Source organism: Streptomyces sp. CA-106110 (assembly GCF_050936285.1).
Lineage (GTDB): Bacteria > Actinomycetota > Actinomycetes > Streptomycetales > Streptomycetaceae > Streptomyces.
The window spans coordinates 4,753,631-4,772,744 of sequence record NZ_JBNJNB010000001.1; the positions used below are offsets into that span (position 1 = coordinate 4,753,631).

Sequence of the window (19,114 nt, forward strand, 5' to 3'; positions counted from 1 at the left end):
GCGACTTGTGTGATGATGGGCGTTCCGACCGGGTGGGATGAAGTCCCCTGGGACAGCCGCGGGTCGACTGCCCGCGCAGCGCGTTCGCAGGGGATGCACAGGGCGATACGGGGGTGCAGTCGGCGTGATCAATCCTGGGCAGATTCCGCAGTTCACGGGTGATCTGGCGCAGTTGGAGAAGGATTACGGCGATCTGAAGTCGGATGCGTCGCATGTGCGGTCCACGGGCCGGGATGTGCATACGCAGTTCCAGGGTCTGTCGGCGTATTACACGGCGCCGGAGGCGGAGCAGTTGTTCGCGACGACGAAGCCGGTGGCGGATCGGGCGGACGGGTTCGCCGGCGATCTGGAGACGGTGTCCTCCGCCTTGTCGTCGTATGCGACGGAGATCCGTCCGCTGGTGGCGAAGCTGAAGCAGTTGAAGCTGGATGCGACGGCGTTCGTGGACTCGGTCAAGGGTGACGGGGACTGGGAGTACGACGGGGACAAGGTCGATCACCACAATCAGATCCGTGATGATGTGACGGCGGCGGTGGCGGCGTTCTGGGCGGCGGAGCGGACGTGCCACAACAAGATCACTGCGTTGTTCGGTGGGACGCAGATGGTGGCCGGGGACGGGTCGGATCGTAAGGACCAGTACGGGTTCAACGCCCGGGACATGAAGGACGCGAAGCTTCCCTGGGGTGACCCGGTGGAGGAGAAGCACCACTGGTACGAGATCGGCCATTGGGTGAAGTCGTTCGTGTGGGACGGGCTGATCGTCGACGGGGTGTGGGGGACGATCAAGGGTCTGGGCACGCTGGTGGGTTGTGGTGGCTGGGAGGCGATGGGTCAGGCGTGGAAGGGTCTGGCGCAGTTGGCGACTGGTCTGGTGATTTCCTCGATGCCGGGTGCGGGGGCGTTGTTCTGGGCGTTGCCGGATGACAAGTTGCCGTCGTGGTTGCGTGATTCGCGTACGGCGATGAAGGAGACGGGTAAGGCGCTGGTGGCGTGGGACGAGTGGGGTAAGAACCCGGCTCGTGCTGCGGGTGCGGTCACCTTCAATGTGCTGACGACGGTGTTCACGGGTGGTGCGGGGGGTGCGGCGTCGGGTGCGGGCAAGGCGGGTGCGGTCGCGAAGGCGTTGTCGCTGGCGGGCAAGGCGGGCAGGGTCATTGACCCGATGACGTACATCGCCAAGGGTGCCGGAGCCGGGCTGTCGAAGATCGGGGACATCAGCAAGGCGCTGAAGGGCGTCGGCAACGTCGACATCCCCAAACTCCCGGACAATGCGATCACGCTGCCCGAGGGTGCGCTGAAGCTGCCGGACGGCACCGTGCACCTGCCCGAGGGTTCGGTGGTCCCGGAGGGCGCGGTCAAACTCCCCGACGGCAACTTCCAGTTGCCGCACGATGCGACAATGCTGCCGGAGGGCAGCATGAAGCTGCCGACCGAACACGGCGCGCCGGCGCAGTACCTGGACCCGCACGGCAACATCCTCGACGAGCACGGCGATGTGGTGCAGCACGCCGACGCCGCGCCGAAGGAGCCGGGCGGCACCGACCTCGACCCGCACGCCGGCTCGGACGTCCCGCACACACCCTCCCCGGTCAAGGAACCGGCCCTGGTCGGCGCGGGCACCCACACCGCGGAACACGCGGGCCAGTCGGTCCGGCTCGGCGACAGCGCGGGTCATGACCTCGGCGACGTGGGCCGCACCGGCGACGACGCCACCGTCCACGCCGGCAATGACATGCCCACCGTGCACGCCGGAGACCACCTCCCCGGCAGGAACGCCGGAGACCACCTCCCCGGCGGCCACGCGGATGATCAGCTCCCCGGTGGTCACGCGGGCGACCACCTGCCGGGCGGTAGCGCCCATGAGCACGGCGCGGGTCCCTCGGCCGGCCACAAACCGCCTTCCGGCCACACAGGTGGCCATACGGACGGCTCGGACGGTGCGGGCCATCACAGTGAGCCCGGTGATCATGGCGGCCCGGGTCATGACGCGCACACCACGGGCTCACACGACGGCCCGACCGGTGGGGAGCACAGCGGTCCGGGCGCGCCGGGAGGTGCCGGCAACGGACCGAGTGGGAGCCATGAACCTTTCCGGGACCCGGAGAGGTTCAGCGAGGGAGACCACACGGCCAGTCCCGCCACCGGCCCGATGAGCCCTGTTCAGGAGTCCGGAGTCAAGGCTGCGCTCGACCGGGTGAAGATGCCGGCTCAGGACCAGCAACGCCTGCTCACTCAGCTGCGCAAGGGCGACTATGGTGCCGGAGTGGCCGAGCACATTGCGCGGGGGGACTTCGATGGAATGCCCGGCTACAAAGAGCTGCTGTACCAAACCAAGCAGAAGGGCATGATGCCCGCCGTTCATCAAGCCATGGAGTACGCCGCGGAGCTCAAGTCGCGCGGGGTGGAAAACCTGGCCTTCGAGTACAAGAAGCCGCAGCTGGGTCTGGACCTCGACGTCCTGGTCAAGTCGGGCGACGAGATCAAGTACGGGTGCCAGCTCAAGGACGTGCAGCAGGAACACGGCATCGCCTCGGCGGCTCGTAAGATCGCGGAGAAGCAGCTGGTCGGTGAGATCGACGGCCCCAAGGTCGCGATACTGGACGTCCAGGACACGCGGGCAGCTCTCACCGAGTCGACCGTTAAGGACGTCGAGTACTACGCGAGGAGGACCGGCGCGACGTACGAGCTTCGCTTCCGGGACGGTTCGATCACTATCCCGGCCAACGGCCAGATCTACCCCTGAGGAAACCGATGTCCACTTTGATGCGTGCACCCCAGCCGTGCGCCTCGTGGGAATGGGAGTTGGACGGCTTCGCGCCACCGGGACTCGACTCGGCGCTGATGACGGCCGCACGGATGACGGTGGTGCTGCGGGAGCACGGGCTGCTGGAGCCCTCCAAACTGGAGTGGAAGTGGCTCCTCCCCGGGCGTGGCAGCATCGGGGCCGGCACGAGCGTCGCCCTGAAGGGCAGTCTCAATGAAGCCGAACTCGGACAGAAGATCCAGCTGTTCCGCCCAGTGGGATTCCCCGATGCCGAAGTCGGCGCACTCATGGTCTCCGGCATGGGCACGTGGCTCGATGCCGAGGGCAGGGAGCATCACGAGGCTGATCTGGTGGAGTTGACCGTCTACCCGGATGAGCGTCACCTCGCCGCAGAGGTTGCGGTTTTTCATGACATTTGGGGCTACTGCGACTTCAAGGGGCTCCCTCACCCGGATCTCCAGAAGCGGAACGCGCCTCGACTGGCCGCGATGTTGCAGGGACTCGAATCCTTGCTCGGAGCGACAGCCGAGCCGGGTGATCCGACCTACTTCGGGCACGCCGAGGGCTACAGCATCGAGATGCCGGATCTGATCGAGGGCCGGGGGCCCGACCTCACGGACATGCTGTGACGGTATTCCTGGGTGGGCGCCGAAGGAGTCGCTCTGCGGATCGATGCCTTCGGCGCGAGCTGCGGCAGAACGGCGGCTCCATCACCAGCCGCGCCTGAAGGGGCCGGATCCCGGCGAGCGAGTACGCGAGGTCGCCCGGCAGGCTGCCGGCCGCATGACCGTCGTCAAGATCGCTGACGACTGAGGCGTGAGCGTCGAACGGGTCGAACAGGTCCTCGGCCACATCGGCCCGCCGGAGTCCGACGAGACGCCGGTCACCACCGTCGCACGCCGGCTCGGCTGCAGTACGTCCTCGTCCAGGCGACGGAGAACACTGGTAACCATGCTGGGCCGAGCTCAAGCATTTCAAGATCTTCTAAGGAGAAGCGCGTTGGTCTCGATCATCAGCCGCCCCCCCTTGCCCAAGGGGAACGCGGAAGAAGGCCTCGCAGTGCTCCAGGAGAACGCACAGGAGCTGATCGACGGTCTGGAGGAGGACTCCACCGATCTGGGTGACGCCCAGCGCATCACGCTCACCTTGGCGCAGTCGCGCTGCCTGGTGGATCCGCGGGCGGCGAACTACCCCACCTGGGATGCCTGGGTCAACGCGATGCAGGTCGGCTCCGCCGTGTTCGCCGCCGCGACCACGACCGAGGATCATGTGCAGTGCCGTATCGCGCACAAGGACCGCAACCTTCGAGCCACCGGCCCGCAGTGGTACGTGAACCCGGGCTCCTGGCTCACGGCCTTCTACCTGGCCGTGGTGTGCCGGGAACGGGACCGGATCACTGCTCTGTGCAACGTGCCCGTCTCCCTGCTGCGGGAGAACGGTTCGCGCTTCCAGGACTACCACTACGCGTGGATCGACACCCTCCAGACCTACTGGCTCGGCGGTCCCGACCTCGGCTCGAAGCTGGTGGCCGCGGTCGACGGCACCGATCCGGAGGCCGTCGCCGATCCGGAGACGGTGGGCAAGCTGCTGTACCCGCCGATGGAGATGTTCCACCGTTTCATCCGCAAGGACCACGCGGGGTTCAACCGGGCCCTGGCCAACGCCCTTCAGTGGCACAAGGAGTACTGGAGCGAGGAGAGCCGGGCCCTCCAGGCCTCGGGTCTCGTCGCGCTCGCGCCGCTCGCCATCGTCTGCTTCGCCCACGACGCGGGCGTCCCCATCGAGGTCGAGTCCGAGTACCTGCCCGCCGTCCTCATCGGACGCAACTGGTGCGGCGAGTTCCCCACGTAAGGCATACGTGACACCTCTCGTCCGCCGGCCCGACGCGTAGCGACTGCACGGCGTACGACGTCGGCATGCACGTCGTGGTCGGGTCCACGTACCTGTTCCGCGATCGCTCCCGGGGCACCCGTCCCCGCAGCAGTTGCCGAGGCCCCGTACCGCAACGGTGGCGCGGGAGAGGTGACGTGCCCTCCCACGACCGGACCGGTACCGCGTGCCGCGACGGACCCGCTCAGAACAGGCTCAGCAACGCCTCCGCGGGGTCCGTGAGTCCGTTCTCACCGTCGGGCAGCGGGAGTTCGAACCACACCGTCTTGCCGCGCGGCGTGCGGCGGGAGCCCCAGGCCGCGGAGAGCAGGCCGACCAGCTGCAGCCCGCGGCCCCCCTCGTCGGTGTCCCGGGCGCGGCGGCGGCGCGGCTGGACCAGGCCCGAGTCCCACACCTCGCACACCAGCGTCCGGTCCAGCAGCAGCCGCAGTCTGATCTCGCCCTCGCCGTACCGCAGGGCGTTCGTGACCAGCTCGCTGACCAGCAGCTCGGTCGTGTCCACCAGCGGCTCAAGGTCCCATGCGAGCAGCTGGCCGCGTGCGTACTCCCGGGCCCGCCCCACACTGCGCGGCTCGCGCGGCAGCGTCCAGTCGCCGACGGACTCGGCCGGCAGCCCCTGTACACGTGCCATCAGCAACGCGATGTCGTCCTCGCCGTGATGGGTGTCCAGAGTGTTGAGGATCTGGTCGCAGACGTCCTCCAGCGGCTGCGTGGGGTCGGTGAGCGCACCCACGAACGCCTGCAGCCCCTCGTCCAGCGGATGGTCGCGGGATTCGACCAGGCCGTCCGTGTAGAGCGCGAGGAGCGCCCCCTCCGGCAGTTCGACCTCCACCTCCTCGAACGGCTCGCCGCCCACCCCCAGCGGCATCCCGGGTGGGACGTCCAGCATCAGCGCGGGCTCACCCGGCTCGACGAGCACCGGCGGCAGATGGCCCGCGTTGGCGAAGGTGCAGCGTCGTGTGACCGAGTCGTAGACCGCGTACACACAGGTCGCGAGGTAGACCTCGGACAGGTCCGCCTCCCGGGGCCTGCGGGCCGCGCGGGTGGCCTGCTGGACGCCTCCGGGGGCGCCAAGGCCGCGCGCGATCTCGTCCAGCTGGGCGAGGACCTCGGCCGGTTCGAGGTCCAGCTGCGCCAAGGTCCGCACGGCGGTGCGGAGTTCGCCCATGGCGACGGCGGCGCGCAGTCCCCGGCCCATGACGTCGCCGACGACCAGCGCCGTGCGGTGGCCGGGGAGTTCGATGACGTCGAACCAGTCGCCGCCGACCTCGCTCGGCCGCCCCGTGGCCGCGTTGCCCGGCAGATAGCGGCACGCGATGTCGAGACCGGAGGCCTCCGGGTCGCCCGGCGGCAGCAGCGACCTCTGCAGTATCAGCGCGCGTTCGTGCTCACGGCGGTACAGGCGCGCGTTGTCGATGCAGACCGCGGCGCGCGCGGCCAGCTCCACGGCGAGGGCGCGGTCGCGCTCGCCGAACGGCTCGCTGCCCTTGGTACGGGAGAACTGGGCGAGCCCGACCACGGTGTCGTGGGCGACCATCGGGACGGCGAGCGTGGACTGGATCAGGCCGCCGTCGTCGGCGGGGATGTGCCGGGGGCGGGCGGTGCGCAGAGCGTCCGCGCAAGGCGAGTTGAACGCGTAGTGGTGCACGGCGCCGACGTCCACGGGTTCGGGCCCGCCGACGAAGGGCGCGTCCGAGACGGCGCTGGCGAACGCCACGCGGCGCAACTCGGCGCTGCCGTCGGCCAGTCCCGGCGGGGTCTCGTCGCCGACCAGGAGCCCCTGGTAGAGGTCGACGGTGGCGAGGTCGCAGAAGCCGGGGACGACCACGTCGAGGAGTTCGCGCGCGGTGGTCTCCAGGTCGAGGGAGTTGCCGATGCGGGCGCCCGCCTCGTTCAGCAGGGCGAGGTTGCGGCGGGCGGCGGCGGCCTCGCGGGCCGCGGCACGGCGGGAGGTGATGTCGGTCCCGAGCCAGGCGATGCCGATGGGACGGCCGCTGCCGCTCTGCACGCGGTAGAGGTTGACGGACCAGTGCTTGCGTTCGTCGGAGCCCGGGATGAAGCCCGTGATGTGCATGTCGGTGATCGACTCGCCGGTCTCCAGGACGCGCTGCAGCGTCGCAAAGACGCGTTCGGCCTCGGGCGACTGCAGGTAGTCGTGGACCGAGTGGCCGCGGTGGTCGTTCGGGGTGCCGCCGAACGTGGACGCGAACCGCTCGTTGGCGCGGCGTACCCGCAGGTCGGAGTCGATGAGCAGGAAACCGAAAGGAGATTGACCGAAAATCGCCTGCGAGGCGGCGACGTCCGTCTCGATGCTGCGGAGGGTGCGGACGTCGACGATGATGCAGACGGCGCCGCGCTCGCCTTCCTGCGTCGTGGTGGGCATCACATAGACCTCGGCGAGCCCCTCGGTCCCCTGCCCGCCGGGCATCCGGAAGGGGACGACCCCGGTCCACTCGCGGCCGTCGAGGATCTCCGCCATCTTGCGCTGGCCGCGCTCGCGCAACGGAGGGCTGATGAACGCCTCGATGGGGTCCATGCCGACGACTCGCTCGGCGGGGATGCCGAAGAGGTGCTCGGCCCGCAGGCTCCACTGCTCGACGAGCCCGTCAGGGCCGATGGAGAACGAGGCGACCTTGATGTAGTCGTAGATGGAGCCGGGCGGGCTGCTCTGCCACATCGCCCCGCTCGTCGTGTCGCGGCCCTCGGCGGCCAAAGCGGAATCGACCGCGGCGCCCTCCCCGGTGCCGCCCGACGGGTCGTCGGACTCCGTGGCCCTCGCTGGTATCTCGCTCACGCGAACCGTCCCCTCCAGCTCACCGCGTCCGGCACCGGTCACCGGGGGCGGCTGCCCGCAGTATCCAGCACTACGGTGCCGCACAACACGGTGTTCACGATCACAGCCCGGTCCCGATGGTTTTTGGACCGGCCCGGCAATACTCCCAGTCTTCTAACCAGGTGGTGCCCCCTCGAATCAAAGACTTCGGACTTCTGCCGTGGCCGGATTCCATCGGTCCATGCCCCGGGGCGCCCGCCACCCCTCTCTCGGGGCTCCGCCACGGGCTCCGCACGGTACCGAGAGCTCGCGGTCAGCCGGGCAGCGCGAGTTCGAACCAGACCGTCTTGCCGGGGTCGGCCGGCCGGGTGCCCCAGCGGCGCGAGGAGTGCGCGACCAACTGAAGTCCGCGGCCGTCCTCGTCCTCATGGCCGGCGGCGCGCTTGTGGGGCGGCTCGGGCAGCGGGTCGGACACCTCGACGAGCAGAGCGGGGTCGCCTTCGTCGGTACGGGCCAGCCGCACACCGATGGGGCCCTTGGCGTGCCGCAGCGCATTGGTGACCAGCTCGCTGACCAGCAACGCGGCCACGTCCCCCAGCACGTCGAGCCCCCAGGTGCGCAGCTGCCCCCGGACTACGGCGCGAGCGGTCCTTACCGCACCGGGGTCAGCGGGAAAAGTCCACTCGGCGCTTTCGCCATGAGTGTCGAGCACGCCGACCACTTCCCAGGCCCAAATTCCCATCCCTGTCCGGTTTCGGGGGGTTAATTGGCACATACCCGATATCGCGAGTGCCTTACCGCGCACCGGGGCGCACTGTGGCACGAACGGCGTATGGGGCGCCGGCCCCTGGAGCACCACAAACCCCGCCAGACCCAGGCCCATAGCTGCCCCGCATCCGGCCGCTCCGGGGCTCCGATCGCGCCCCCAGGCAGGCCGGAAGCGCGAATTCAGGCCTGCCGGCCGCGGGACCCCTCTCACGGCAACGCCACAGGCTTTACCGACTCCATACACAGGTCACGGGCCGCCGCCGCACCCCGGCCGAGCCCAAAGGAGTCAGTACCGCTTCCAAACGGTCAGTACCGCCTTGACCGCCGCCACGTCCTGGTCGAGCCAGTCCACGTCCCAGACCTCGTCCGGCGTCAGCCAGCGCAGCTCGTCGTGGTCCTCCAGGGGCTCGGGCGCGCCGGCCAGAAGGCGGGCGGTCCAGACCCGCAGGACGTATCCCGGCTTCAGGGGCCACTCTCCCGGTACGCGCTCGACGGGCTCCGCCGTGACGCCCAGTTCCTCGCGCAGTTCGCGGATCAAGGCCTGCTCGGGGGTCTCTCCGGGCTCGACCTTGCCACCGGGCAGCTCCCAGCGTCCGGCGAGCTCGGCGGGCGCGCTGCGGCGGGCGGCGAGGAGGCGGCCGCCGTCGACCAGGGCGGCTCCCACCACCACGAGGGGTTGCGTCATGCGCCGGAGCCTACGGGAGCGCGCGACCGATCACACATCTGCGGCCGGCGCCCTCACTTGCCCCCCTTCTGCCCGATGCGCTCGACCCAGTAGAGCTGCTTGTGCCCGCGGGCGTCGAGGCTGTCCACGATCTTCTGCGCCTCGGCCCGGGTCGCGTACCTGCCCACGCTGTAGCGGTTGCCGTTGTCGTCCTGCCGTATGACGAGCCAGGGGAGAGTGACCGTGCCGTCGTTCATCGCGCCCCTCCACTTCCCGTCCCCGGCTCTCGCCGTGCCCCGCCCACCAAGGAAACCGCACTGCGCATATGCCCGAGCCTACGCCTTACCTTTACGCAGCGAACACGGCTTTTCACAAAGAGGTACGCAACCAGCCATGTCGGATGGGGCGCGCGCCGCCGAATGCGCCGCCCAGCACGCTTTCGGTACGCCCGAAGCAGCGTGCGGGCTCCAGGTACGGCGCCGGGAGAAGGGCCGGATTGCAACCGCTACCCAGGTCACGCCCGTTGAGGGGCAGCGCGGACCGACTCGGGGCAGGGAAGGGGAAGCTGAGGGCCCGGCGGATGCGCCGCGGCGGGCAGGGGTCCAGAGGGAGAGCGGGCGGGCGCCCGTCCCGCTACTTCACCGGCAGGTGGTACGCCACCCGGTAGCGGTCCGCCGGCACCACCACGTCCGCCGTCTCCACCGGGCGGCCCGACGCGTAGTAGGTGCGCTGGATGACCACCACGACGTGCCCGGGGACTCCGCCCAGGGCGAGCAGCTCCTCCGCGAGGCCGGGGCGGGCGCCGACCTCCTCGATGACGTTGTCCACGATCACGTCGATGGCCGCCATGCGCTCGACGACGCCCATGCCACCGAGAGGCCCTTCCTCGGGAAGCATGACGGGGGTGCGGCCGGTCAGGGTGAGCGGCTCCCACGAGGTGGAGAGCATCATCGCGTCACCCGCGTCCCGGAACACGTACTTCGTGCACATCACGCGGTCGCCCGGCGCAATGGCGAGCCGCTCCGCGATGGCGCCGCTCGCCTCCGTCTGCTCGCTGCGCGACTCCCAGGTGCCGCGCGCGGAGGCCTCCGCCTGCTCCTGGCGGAACGGGGTGGCACCGCTCTGCGGCCGGTACCCGGACCGGGCCACGCGGCGCGGCACCGGCCGCTCCCTGACATAGGTGCCCGAACCGGAACGGCCCTCCACCAGGCCCTCGGCCATCAGGACCTTGCGCGCCTCGAGGGCGACCGTGTCCGAGACCCCGTACTCCTCGCGGATCCGGGCCTGTGAGGGCAGGCGGGTGTGGGGTGGGAGCAGACCATCGACGATCTTCTTGCGGAGATCACCCGCAACACGCAGATACGCCGGCTGCTCACCGAAAGTCACTGGCCGCTCCCATCAGTTTGTACAGACAGCAACAGCCTGGCAACCGAGGGTTGTTCTATGCAAGCGCGGGCCAGAGAATCACCCGATGTGATTACCCGGCTCGGCCGAGGGCGCTACGCAGGCACTTTCTCCCCGCTCTGGCCGCCGTCACACCTGCTTTCCGCTGTCCGTGCCTCCGCCCCCGCTGCCGCCACCGTCCGCACCGTGCGACGGCGGAGTCACGGCGAGGCCCAGAGCCTTGCGGGCGGTCACTGCCGCACGGCCCTCGATCAGTGCACTGCCCCGGTCGTAGTGGACGTAGAAGGTGTCGGCGTCGGACGCCGCCGCGGCCTTCCGCCATTCCTCACGGGCCCGATCCAGGGCGTCGGCCTGGCCGGCGACGGGCCGCCCCGCACCGTCCTGCCAGGTGCGGGCGCGCAGCTGACCGGTCTGGTCGGACAGCGCCGCGGCCACCCGGGCCGCCCACTGCTTGTGGCCCGGCAGGTCGTCCTCGACGTACTCGGCGTCGGGAGCGGTGTCCAGAGCCGCGTACAGGACGCGGTCGGCACGCAGATAGGCCATCTGGTCGCCGGTGAGGGTGGTGGCGTCGCGGCGCAGGCTGCCGGTGAGGGTGGCGTGCTCGTCGGTGTTGCCGAACATGCAGGTGACCTCGCGGTCACCGAAGGCCCAGCTCTCACGGGTGGGCGTGAAGTAGTACACGTCGACGTCGTCCGGGATGGCCCAGACGTCCATGGCGTAGGTGTCCTGGAGCGCGTAGCACCGGGAGTCGGCCTTCCTGTCGACCGCGGAGTCGCCGGGGTAACCACCGTCCGGCAGCATGAAGTTCGCGAAGACCTCGGCCTGGTGCTCACCGGAGCAGGGCACCTTGTCGACGTCGTAGGCCTCGCCCTCCAGGGAACCGCCCGGCGCGTCGAAGCACTCGCCCTTCTTCACGGAGAAGGTCACACCGTTGCCGGGCGCGTTGCGCACCCCGTCCTTGAAGCCGTCCCAGAAGTCGTGCACCCCGCCCGTCGCGAAGGCGAGGACGACGAGGACGAGCCCGATCGAGGACATCACGATGCCGCCGATCGCGAGCCCCCGGCCGCGCTCACCGCGCCGCTTGATCTGCGACAGCGCGATCAGCCCGAGAAGCAGTCCGACGCCGGGCAGGCAGCACAGGATGCCGAGCACGAGCGCCGTGACCGCGAGCGCGTTGATCGGCGCCGGACGGTTGTACGGGCTGTAGCCCTGCCCCCAGGGCTGGTATGGGAACCCGCCCCCGTACGGCTGCTGATGGGGACCCTGCGGGTAGGGGCCCCCGGGCTGCTGGGGCTCGCGGGGCGGGGGTATGGACACGGGACCGTGCTCCTCGTCCGGAGTGCGCAGAACTGATGTACGACGCGCATCGTAGGGCGGAGGAGGCGGCGGCGGAACGCATGGTGTGCGCCGCTCGAGCGCGGTCGTGCGGCACCGGAGGGTTGAGGGCTTGCGGGCGCAGCGCCACACGGGCGTCATGCACGGGTCACGGCGGATGCCGACCGGAAGGACACCTACCCTGCAGGTATGACACCTTTGCCGGACCGTTACTGCCCGGTGGACGGCACGCGCGTCGCCGCAGAGTCGCTCGCCTGGTGCTGCCCCGTCTGTCACGGTCCGCTCGACCTGGACTTCGCGCCGACCCCCGCTCCGCTCAAGTCCCTCGGCGGACGGGTGAACTCGCTGTGGCGGTACGCGGAGACGCTGCCGCTGTCCACCCCCTCGATCAGCCTGGGAGAGGGCCGTACTCCGCTGGTGGAGCTGACGGACGGGGTCTCCGCCAAGCTCGACTTCCTCATGCCGACGCTGTCCTTCAAGGACCGGGGCGCGGTGCTGCTGGCCGAGCTGGCCCTGCGGCTGCGGCCGGGGCGGGTGGTCGCGGACAGCAGCGGCAACGCGGGCACGTCGATCGCCGCGTACTGTGCCCGGGCCGCACTGCCCTGCACGGTGTACGTCCCCGCAGCCACCTCACCCAAGAAGCTGGAGCAGATCGGGGCGCACGGGGCGCGGGTGCATGTGGTCGACGGCGACCGGGAGGCCGCGGCGCAGGCGGCACGCGAGGCGGCGGACGAACCGGAGACGTTCTACGCGTCGCACGTCTTCAATCCGTACTTCCTGCACGGCACCAAGACGTACGTCCACGAACTGTGGGAGGACCTCGGCGGACGGCTCCCGGACGTACTCGTCCTGCCCGTCGGCAACGGCACCCTGCTGCTGGGCGCGGCCCTGGCCGTCGCCGAGCTGTACGGGGCGGGCCTGATCGGGCGCCGTCCTGCGCTGTACGCCGTACAGGTGGCCGCGGTCGCGCCGCTGGCGCACGCGTGGGAGGAGGGTGCCGACGACCTGACGGACGCCACACCCACGGCTCCCACGTCCGCCGAGGGCATCGCGATCCCCCGGCCGCCGCGGGCCCGGCAGATCCTGCGCGCGGTCCGCGACTCGGGCGGGCGGTTCCTCACCGTGACCGAGGATCAGATCCGGCACGCCCAGGCGGACCTTGCCACCCGGGGGCTCTATGTGGAGTCGACAGGGGTGGTGTGCTGGGCGGCGGTGCGGGAGGGGGTGCTGGGCGACCGCAGTGCGGCGGTACCGCTGTGCGGGGCCGGCCTGAAGACGGGGCTGGCGATCGGCGGACCGCCCCCCGCCTGAGGAGCGGCCGGCTTCCGGGGAGCCGGACTTGCGTACGCGGACCCGGAGAGCGGGCGCTATCCCTTGACGACACCGAGCGGCACCAGACGGGCGACCCGCCGCGCCAGGCCCGCCCCTTCCGCGGCACGGACGACCGCGTCGACGTCCTTGTACGCGTCGGGGGCCTCTTCGGCGAGCCCGCGCCACGAGGACGGCCGGACGGAGACGCCCTGTGCCTCCAGTTCGTCGCGCAGCTCCTCGCCGCGGACCCGGCGCAGCGCCTGGTGGCGGCTCCACACCCGCCCGGCGCCGTGGGCGGCGGACGCGAACGCGTCGTTGTCGGCGGCGCCGACCAGGACGTAGGACGCTGTGCCCATCGTGCCGGGAACGAGCACGGGGTGCCCGAAGGCGGCGAGGTCCTCGGGCAGATCGGGGTGGCCCGGCGGAAGGGCGAGGGTGGCGCCCTTGCGGTGGACGCACAGCCGGCGCTGTACGCCGTCCACGTCGTGGGTCTCGAGCTTGGCGGTGTTGTGGGAGACGTCGTAGACCAGGTCGAGTCCCGCCTGCGCGGCGGTGGCGAAGGCCCGGCGCGCGGCCTGGGTCAGCAACTGCCGGTTGGCCCTGCCGTAGTTGGCTGCGGCCGCCATCGCCCCCAGATAGGCGCGGCCCGGTGCCGAGACGACGGGTGCGCAGGCCAGCTGCCGGTCCGGGAGACTGAGGCCGAACGCGCGCAGGGACTGGTCCATGACGCGGACGTGGTCGCTGCACACCTGGTGGCCGAGACCGCGCGAGCCGCAGTGGATCATGACGCAGACCTGGCCGTCGTGCAGCCCGAAGGCGTCCGCGGTCGGGGCGTCGTACACCCGGTCCACCGCCTGGACCTCCAGGAAGTGGTTGCCCGAGCCCAGACTCCCCACCTGCTGGAGTCCCCGGTCCACGGCCCGCTGCCCCACCTGCGACGGATCGGCTCCGGTCAGCGCTCCTCGGTCCTCGCAGCGGTCCAGGTCGCGCGGCACCCCGTGGCCCTGTTCGACCGCGTATCCGGCGCCGGCGACCAGGAGCTTCTCCATCTGCGCCCGGCCCGACAGCTTCCACAGCCCGCCGCGCCCCGTGCCGCGCGGCACCGTGTCACCGAGGATGTCCATCAGGCTGCGCATCCTCGGCGCCAGGGGCTCACGGTCGATGTCGGCGGCGAGCAGCCGGACACCGCAGGAGATGTCGAATCCCACGCCGCCGGGCGAGACGACCCCGCCGGCGTCGATGTCCGTGGCGGCCACGCCGCCGATCGGGAAGCCGTAGCCCCAGTGCACATCGGGCATGGCGAACGAGGCCCGCACGATGCCGGGCAGCGTGGCCACGTTCGCCACCTGCTCCAGCGCCTTGTCCCCGGCGGCCTGCGGCAGCAGCTCCCGCGTCGCGAAGACCACTCCGGGCACCCGCATCGGGTCGCACCGGTCCATGCGGAACCGGAACGGGCCCTCGGGCACCAGCGTGATGTCCATTCCGGATCACCGTCCGAAGAAGGGCCGCCCCAGCACCGGGCAACGCGTGTCCGCGCCCCGGCCCCGGCGCCGTCAGGAGGCCGGCTGGAGGAGGAGATCCCGGATGTCGTGCGGAATCTGCTCCAGCGCCGACTCCAGGGTTCCCGGCGATACGTGGTCGTGTACGGCCACGGTGACCGCGGCGGCGATCCGGGGGACTTCCTCGGCGCTGACCTTGGCCTCGTGCGAGAAGCGGTTCAGATAGCCCTCGCGGTCGTACTTGATGGGCACGATGCTGGGGTCCCAGCCGTCGTAGTAGGCCCCTCGCATCAACTCGGGGAGCTGGGCGGCGAAGTGGGCGGCCACATCCACGGTGAGCCGGTCCCGGAGTGTGTGCATCCAGGTGCGCAGCACCCGGTGGGCGAGGTGGCGGTCCTCGGTCCCCAGCGCCTCGCACACCGATTTGAGCCAGATGTTCGCCGTATGGATCGTGCGCTCGAAGTCGGGTGGGTGGGTGACGGACATGAATCTTCCCTTCCGGTCTGCCGGTGGCGTCCCTGCGCTTCTCGGAATGTCATGGAATGCGGCGCCTTGGCGCGGGCGGTGTGCGACACCGCGACGACCAGGTGAGGAGAAGTCGACGGGCAGGCGGTGCGCCTGCCGGTGACGGCCGGCGGGCCGTGCCGCGGGAGCGGAGGCGCCGCGCGCGGCTGCTTCTCTTCGTCCCTGTCCTCTGACGTCCATGGTATGGCGGGGGAAACCGGTCGGCAGCCGCGCCACGGGACCGGGCGGGCCGGGCAGGTCGGGGCGGGCTCGCGCGGGATTCCGGGCCGGCGGAGGGGACATGGTCCGGTCCGGGGCGCGGGCCGCTCAGACGTCGAGCGTCACCGAACACGTCCAGCCTCGCGGCCCACCCGCGATGTCCAGCTCGTGCAGCGTGACGGCCTTCGGGACCGCGCCCGTCACCGGGAGCGACTCGGCGTCGGCCATGCGCAGGCCGGCGCGCAGACCGTCGCCGTGCGGGGTCAGTTCCACGTCCAGCGGGATCTCGCCGTCGGTGTCGAGCCGGTACACGACCTCTTCCAGCAGGGCCACGAGCAGGTCCTCGTCGGTGCCGGCCCGTACCACCACGTCCCGGGTGCGGAGAGCCACGGCTCCCGCCAGGTCGAGGAACGACTCGCACATACCGCGGACCGCCTGCGCCAGGCACTCCTCACGGGTGGGGCCCCAGGCCTCGACCCGCAGATCCGCGGTATGCGGAACACTGCGGTGACCGGCGCGCCCCGGGGGACCCTCCCGCGGCATCACACACCTGCCGCGGCCGCACCGGAGCCGGCCCGGCGGCCTTCGGCGCTCAGGGCCGCCGCTCCTGACCGTGCTCCTGCGGAACGGTGGCGCCACCGCCGGCCCGCACGGCCTCCACCACCTCCTGGTGCAGATGCCGGCTGTCCTCCTCGGAAAGGCAGGGCACCGGACTCCCGGCGAGGGTGAACCACTGCGAGCCACCGCTGTACTGCACCGCCACATCGACCTGGCTGCCGTCCCAGGTGGTGTGCACGGTCAGGTCGCCGGTCATGATCCCTGCCTCGTCGGTACGGGCGCCTCCGCGTCCGGCGAACACCCCCGTCGTCGTCCATGATGCCCAGAGCATGACCATCACCCTTTCCCCATGAACGCGGGCGCTCGTTCCGGCGGCGCCGCATTGCCTGCTACTGGGTATGGTCCGCCCGCCGCGCCCGGAACGACAGCGGGCGCGATCCCCCGAACCAGGACAAAGGCACACTTGTTGTGGATTTCCGGTGCAAGGCGCAGGGTGGGTGACAACGCAGCACACCCGACTCGTCCCGGTTCGCGGGCAGCAATCACGGTAGGAGGGACCGCGCATGCCCGAACGCATGGTCGCACCTGCCGGGCCCGGGGCGCTGGGGCGGGCACAGGGACGGGCTGCCTTCGCTTTGTCCGGAGTCCGGGATGCCACGCCCGGTCCGCGCGCACAGGGCTCGCCGCCCACCGCGGAGTCGGGTGGCGGCCGGCTCCCCGGCCTTCCCGTGCTGTTGCGGACGGGAGCGGGCCGGAGTTGGAATCAGGCGTGAGGCTCTTCGGCAGTACCGTGTCCCCCGGCCGTCCCGCTCCGGGCTCGGGATCCGGCTGCAAGGGGCTCAAGAGCGGCGCCCTGGGGATGTTCTCCTCGGTCGTCATCGGCCTGGCCTCCACCGCCCCGGCGTACAGCCTCGCCGCCACACTGGGTCTCATCGTGGTCGCGGTCGGACTGCAGGCCCCGATCGTCACCATGCTGGCGTTCATCCCGATGCTGCTGATCGCGTACGCCTACCGGGAGCTCAACGCGAGCAACGCCGACTGCGGGACCACCTTCACCTGGGCGACCCGTGCCTTCGGACCGCGCAGCGGCTGGATGGGCGGCTGGGGCATCATCGTCGCCGACATCCTCGTCATGACGAACGTCGCCGAGATCGCCGGTATCTACAGCTTCCGACTGCTGGGCTTCGACGGTCTTGCCGCGAACCGGATGTGGACCACCGTGGCCGGCATCGGCTGGATCACCGTGATGACCACGATCTGCTACATCGGCATCGAACTCTCGGCCGCCGTACAGCGCTGGCTGCTGTGCACCGAGGTCGCGGTGCTCTTCCTGCTGGCTGTCATGGCACTGGTCAGGGTCTACACCGACCCGCCCGCGACGGCGACGCATGTGTCCGCTTCCTGGTTCAACCCCTTCGAGATCCCCTCCGTCGGGGCGCTGGCCTCCGGGGTCCTCACCGCGGTCTTCATCTACTGGGGCTGGGACACCGCCGTGTCGGTCAACGAGGAAACGGCCGACAGCACGCGCATCCCGGGGCGCGCCGCGGTCCTGTCGACCGTGTTTCTCCTGGTCACCTACGGACTGGTGGCCACCTCGGCGCAGGCCTTCGCCGGTGTGAAGGGCTCGGGCATCGGGCTGGGCAACCCCGGCAACGTCGGCGATGTGCTCTCCATCCTGGGCAGCGCCGTCTTCGGCAGCGGCGCCACGGGGTTGTTCCTGTCCAGGCTGCTGATCCTGATGGTGCTGACCTCCGCGTTGGCCTCCACGCAGACCACCATCCTGCCCCTGGCCCGGACCGTCTTCTCCATGGCGGTGCACAAGGCCGTACCCGCCCAGTTCGCCCGGGTCCACCGCAGGTTCCTCACCCCGACCTGGTCGACCATCGGCATGGGGGCGCTCTCGATCGTCGTGCTGATCCTGCTCAGCGTGTTCAGCCGGAACATCCTGTTCACGTCGGTCAACTCGGTCGGCCTCGCGGTCACGTTCTACTACGGGCTGACCGGCTTCGCCTGCGTCTGGTACCACCGCAAGGTCCTCACCCGCAGCAACAAGGACCTGGTGTTCAAGGGCGTGCTGCCGGGACTCGGCGGGCTCGGGATGCTCTCCCTGTTCCTCTACGGCACCTTCGACGTCTACGCGGTCCCCCGGTACGGCGCGACCATCGTCGACCTGCCGCTGATCGGGCCGACGAGCGGCGTGATGATCGTGGGTCTGGGCTCCCTGCTGATCGGCTTCGTGCTCATGCTGGTGATCACCCGTGGGCACACCGCGGCCCTCAAACTCCAGCGGAGCCTGCTTCCCCGCAGGCTGCCGCCGCTGACCGGGCTCGAGTCCGCGAGCCGCTACCTCCCGGCCGACAGCGGGTCCGGGGTGGGCGGGGACTGGTTCGACGTCATCCCGCTGTCGGGTACCCGGGTCGGCCTGGTCGTCGGGGACGTACTCGGCCACGGACTGCGCGCCGCCGCCACCATGGGCCGCCTGCGCACGGGCGTACGGGTCCTGGCCCGGCTGGACCTGGCCCCGGACGAGCTCCTGTCCCGTCTGGACGACCTGGTCGAGCAGACCCAGCACGAGGGGGAGGCAGGCCACGCCTCCGGCCACTCGAGAGCGCATGCGGACGAGGCCCTCGGAGTGAGATGCGTGTACGCGGTCTACGACCCCGTCTCGGGGCAGTGCAGTCTGGCGCGGGCAGGAGAGGCGCTGCTGGCCGTCGTCGCCCCGCACGCGCGCGTCGTCGACTATCCGCAGCTGCCGCCCGGACCGCCGCTGGGCGTGGTCGGTCCGCCCTACGAGAGCACCGAGGTGCAACTCCCGCCGGGCAGTCTCCTGGCCTTCTTCACGGGCGGCCTTCTGCAGGTGAACGAAAGCCGTGACGAGGGGCTCGCCCGGCTCGCCCAGGTCCTCGCCGACCACACCCGGCCCCTGAAGAACCTGTGCGACCAGGCGGTGGCGACCCTGCTGCCCGGGCCGGTGGACGAGGACGCCACGCTGCTCCTGGCCCGCACACGCATGCTCGACCGCGACAGGCTGGCCCAGTGGGAAACCGCCGCGGACCCCGCGGCGGTCGCCTCCCTGCGCACCAGCGTCAGCAAGCAACTCAGCGACTGGGGCCTCGACGACCTGGTCTTCACCACCGAACTCATCGTCAGCGAACTCGTCACCAACGCCATCCGCTACGTCGGCGGCCCCATCCAGGTACGGCTGATCCGCGACCGGAACCTGATCTGCGAGGTCTCCGACACCGGCCACACCACCCCCAACCTGCGCCACGCCGCGAGCGACGACGAAGGAGGCCGGGGCCTGTTCATCATCGCCCAGATGACCGCGCACTGGGGAACGCGCTACACCCCCACCGGCAAGACCATCTGGGCCGAACAGGCCATGCCGCCCGGGGACTCCTCGTAGGAGGAAGGCGGCACGACCT

At 70.6% G+C, this 19,114-nt stretch carries 15 protein-coding genes; 5 read left to right on the top strand and 10 right to left on the bottom strand.

Annotated elements, in window-relative coordinates; genetic code table 11:
* Window positions 1-124: 124 nt before the first annotated feature.
* The 3 genes from ACQEXA_RS21840 to ACQEXA_RS21850 all read left to right on the top strand — a co-directional run bounded on the left by ACQEXA_RS21840 (window position 125) and on the right by ACQEXA_RS21850 (window position 4,615).
* Window positions 125-2,743 carry a hypothetical protein gene (locus ACQEXA_RS21840; RefSeq protein ID WP_433130782.1) on the top strand — a complete coding sequence of 873 codons (2,619 nt, stop codon included), beginning with the start codon at window positions 125-127 and terminating at the stop codon, window positions 2,741-2,743.
* 8 nt (window positions 2,744-2,751) lie between these two features.
* Window positions 2,752-3,393 (top strand): hypothetical protein, encoded by a 642-nt coding sequence (locus ACQEXA_RS21845; RefSeq protein WP_432932106.1) that lies wholly within the window; start codon window positions 2,752-2,754, stop codon window positions 3,391-3,393.
* Between the two features lie 370 nt (window positions 3,394-3,763).
* Complete coding sequence (locus ACQEXA_RS21850; protein ID WP_432932104.1) at window positions 3,764-4,615, top strand: immunity 49 family protein; 852 nt, start codon at window positions 3,764-3,766, stop codon at window positions 4,613-4,615.
* Window positions 4,616-4,838: 223 nt separating this feature from the next.
* Here the strand turns inward: ACQEXA_RS21850 and ACQEXA_RS21855 are convergent, their stop codons facing one another.
* The 6 genes from ACQEXA_RS21855 to ACQEXA_RS21880 all read right to left on the bottom strand — a co-directional run bounded on the left by ACQEXA_RS21855 (window position 4,839) and on the right by ACQEXA_RS21880 (window position 11,580).
* A complete protein-coding gene (locus tag ACQEXA_RS21855) occupies window positions 4,839-7,448 on the bottom strand; it encodes a SpoIIE family protein phosphatase (protein WP_432932102.1) in 2,610 nt (869 codons plus the stop codon).
* Between the two features lie 292 nt (window positions 7,449-7,740).
* Window positions 7,741-8,169 carry an ATP-binding protein gene (locus ACQEXA_RS21860; protein WP_432932100.1) on the bottom strand — a complete coding sequence of 143 codons (429 nt, stop codon included), beginning with the start codon at window positions 8,167-8,169 and terminating at the stop codon, window positions 7,741-7,743.
* 312 nt (window positions 8,170-8,481) lie between these two features.
* Window positions 8,482-8,880: a (deoxy)nucleoside triphosphate pyrophosphohydrolase gene (locus tag ACQEXA_RS21865; RefSeq protein ID WP_432932098.1), complete on the bottom strand. Its 399-nt coding sequence runs from the start codon at window positions 8,878-8,880 to the stop codon at window positions 8,482-8,484.
* Between the two features lie 53 nt (window positions 8,881-8,933).
* Window positions 8,934-9,116, bottom strand: a complete 183-nt coding sequence (locus tag ACQEXA_RS21870; RefSeq protein WP_432932096.1) for an SPOR domain-containing protein — start codon at window positions 9,114-9,116, stop codon at window positions 8,934-8,936.
* 376 nt (window positions 9,117-9,492) lie between these two features.
* Complete coding sequence (locus tag ACQEXA_RS21875; RefSeq protein ID WP_432932094.1) at window positions 9,493-10,245, bottom strand: GntR family transcriptional regulator; 753 nt, start codon at window positions 10,243-10,245, stop codon at window positions 9,493-9,495.
* A gap of 147 nt (window positions 10,246-10,392) precedes the next feature.
* Window positions 10,393-11,580 (bottom strand): DUF4190 domain-containing protein, encoded by a 1,188-nt coding sequence (locus tag ACQEXA_RS21880; RefSeq protein WP_432932092.1) that lies wholly within the window; start codon window positions 11,578-11,580, stop codon window positions 10,393-10,395.
* A gap of 207 nt (window positions 11,581-11,787) precedes the next feature.
* Between ACQEXA_RS21880 and ACQEXA_RS21885 the strand changes: the two genes are divergently transcribed.
* Complete coding sequence (locus tag ACQEXA_RS21885) at window positions 11,788-12,909, top strand: pyridoxal-phosphate dependent enzyme (protein ID WP_432932090.1); 1,122 nt, start codon at window positions 11,788-11,790, stop codon at window positions 12,907-12,909.
* 56 nt (window positions 12,910-12,965) lie between these two features.
* Here ACQEXA_RS21885 and ACQEXA_RS21890 read toward each other — a convergent pair whose 3' ends face one another.
* From ACQEXA_RS21890 to ACQEXA_RS21905, 4 genes are all read right to left on the bottom strand, one after another.
* Complete coding sequence (locus tag ACQEXA_RS21890; RefSeq protein ID WP_432932089.1) at window positions 12,966-14,390, bottom strand: RtcB family protein; 1,425 nt, start codon at window positions 14,388-14,390, stop codon at window positions 12,966-12,968.
* 72 nt (window positions 14,391-14,462) lie between these two features.
* Window positions 14,463-14,894, bottom strand: a complete 432-nt coding sequence (locus tag ACQEXA_RS21895) for a DUF2267 domain-containing protein (protein WP_432932087.1) — start codon at window positions 14,892-14,894, stop codon at window positions 14,463-14,465.
* A 345-nt stretch (window positions 14,895-15,239) separates the two neighbouring features.
* Window positions 15,240-15,674: an archease gene (locus ACQEXA_RS21900; RefSeq protein WP_432932085.1), complete on the bottom strand. Its 435-nt coding sequence runs from the start codon at window positions 15,672-15,674 to the stop codon at window positions 15,240-15,242.
* Window positions 15,675-15,723: 49 nt separating this feature from the next.
* Window positions 15,724-16,020 (bottom strand): hypothetical protein, encoded by a 297-nt coding sequence (locus tag ACQEXA_RS21905; protein WP_432932083.1) that lies wholly within the window; start codon window positions 16,018-16,020, stop codon window positions 15,724-15,726.
* Window positions 16,021-16,458: 438 nt separating this feature from the next.
* Here ACQEXA_RS21905 and ACQEXA_RS21910 point away from each other — a divergent pair, with 438 nt between their 5' ends.
* On the top strand, window positions 16,459-19,095 hold the full coding sequence (locus tag ACQEXA_RS21910) for an amino acid permease (RefSeq protein ID WP_432932081.1): 2,637 nt from the start codon (window positions 16,459-16,461) through the stop codon (window positions 19,093-19,095).
* The last annotated feature ends 19 nt before the right edge of the window (window positions 19,096-19,114 follow it).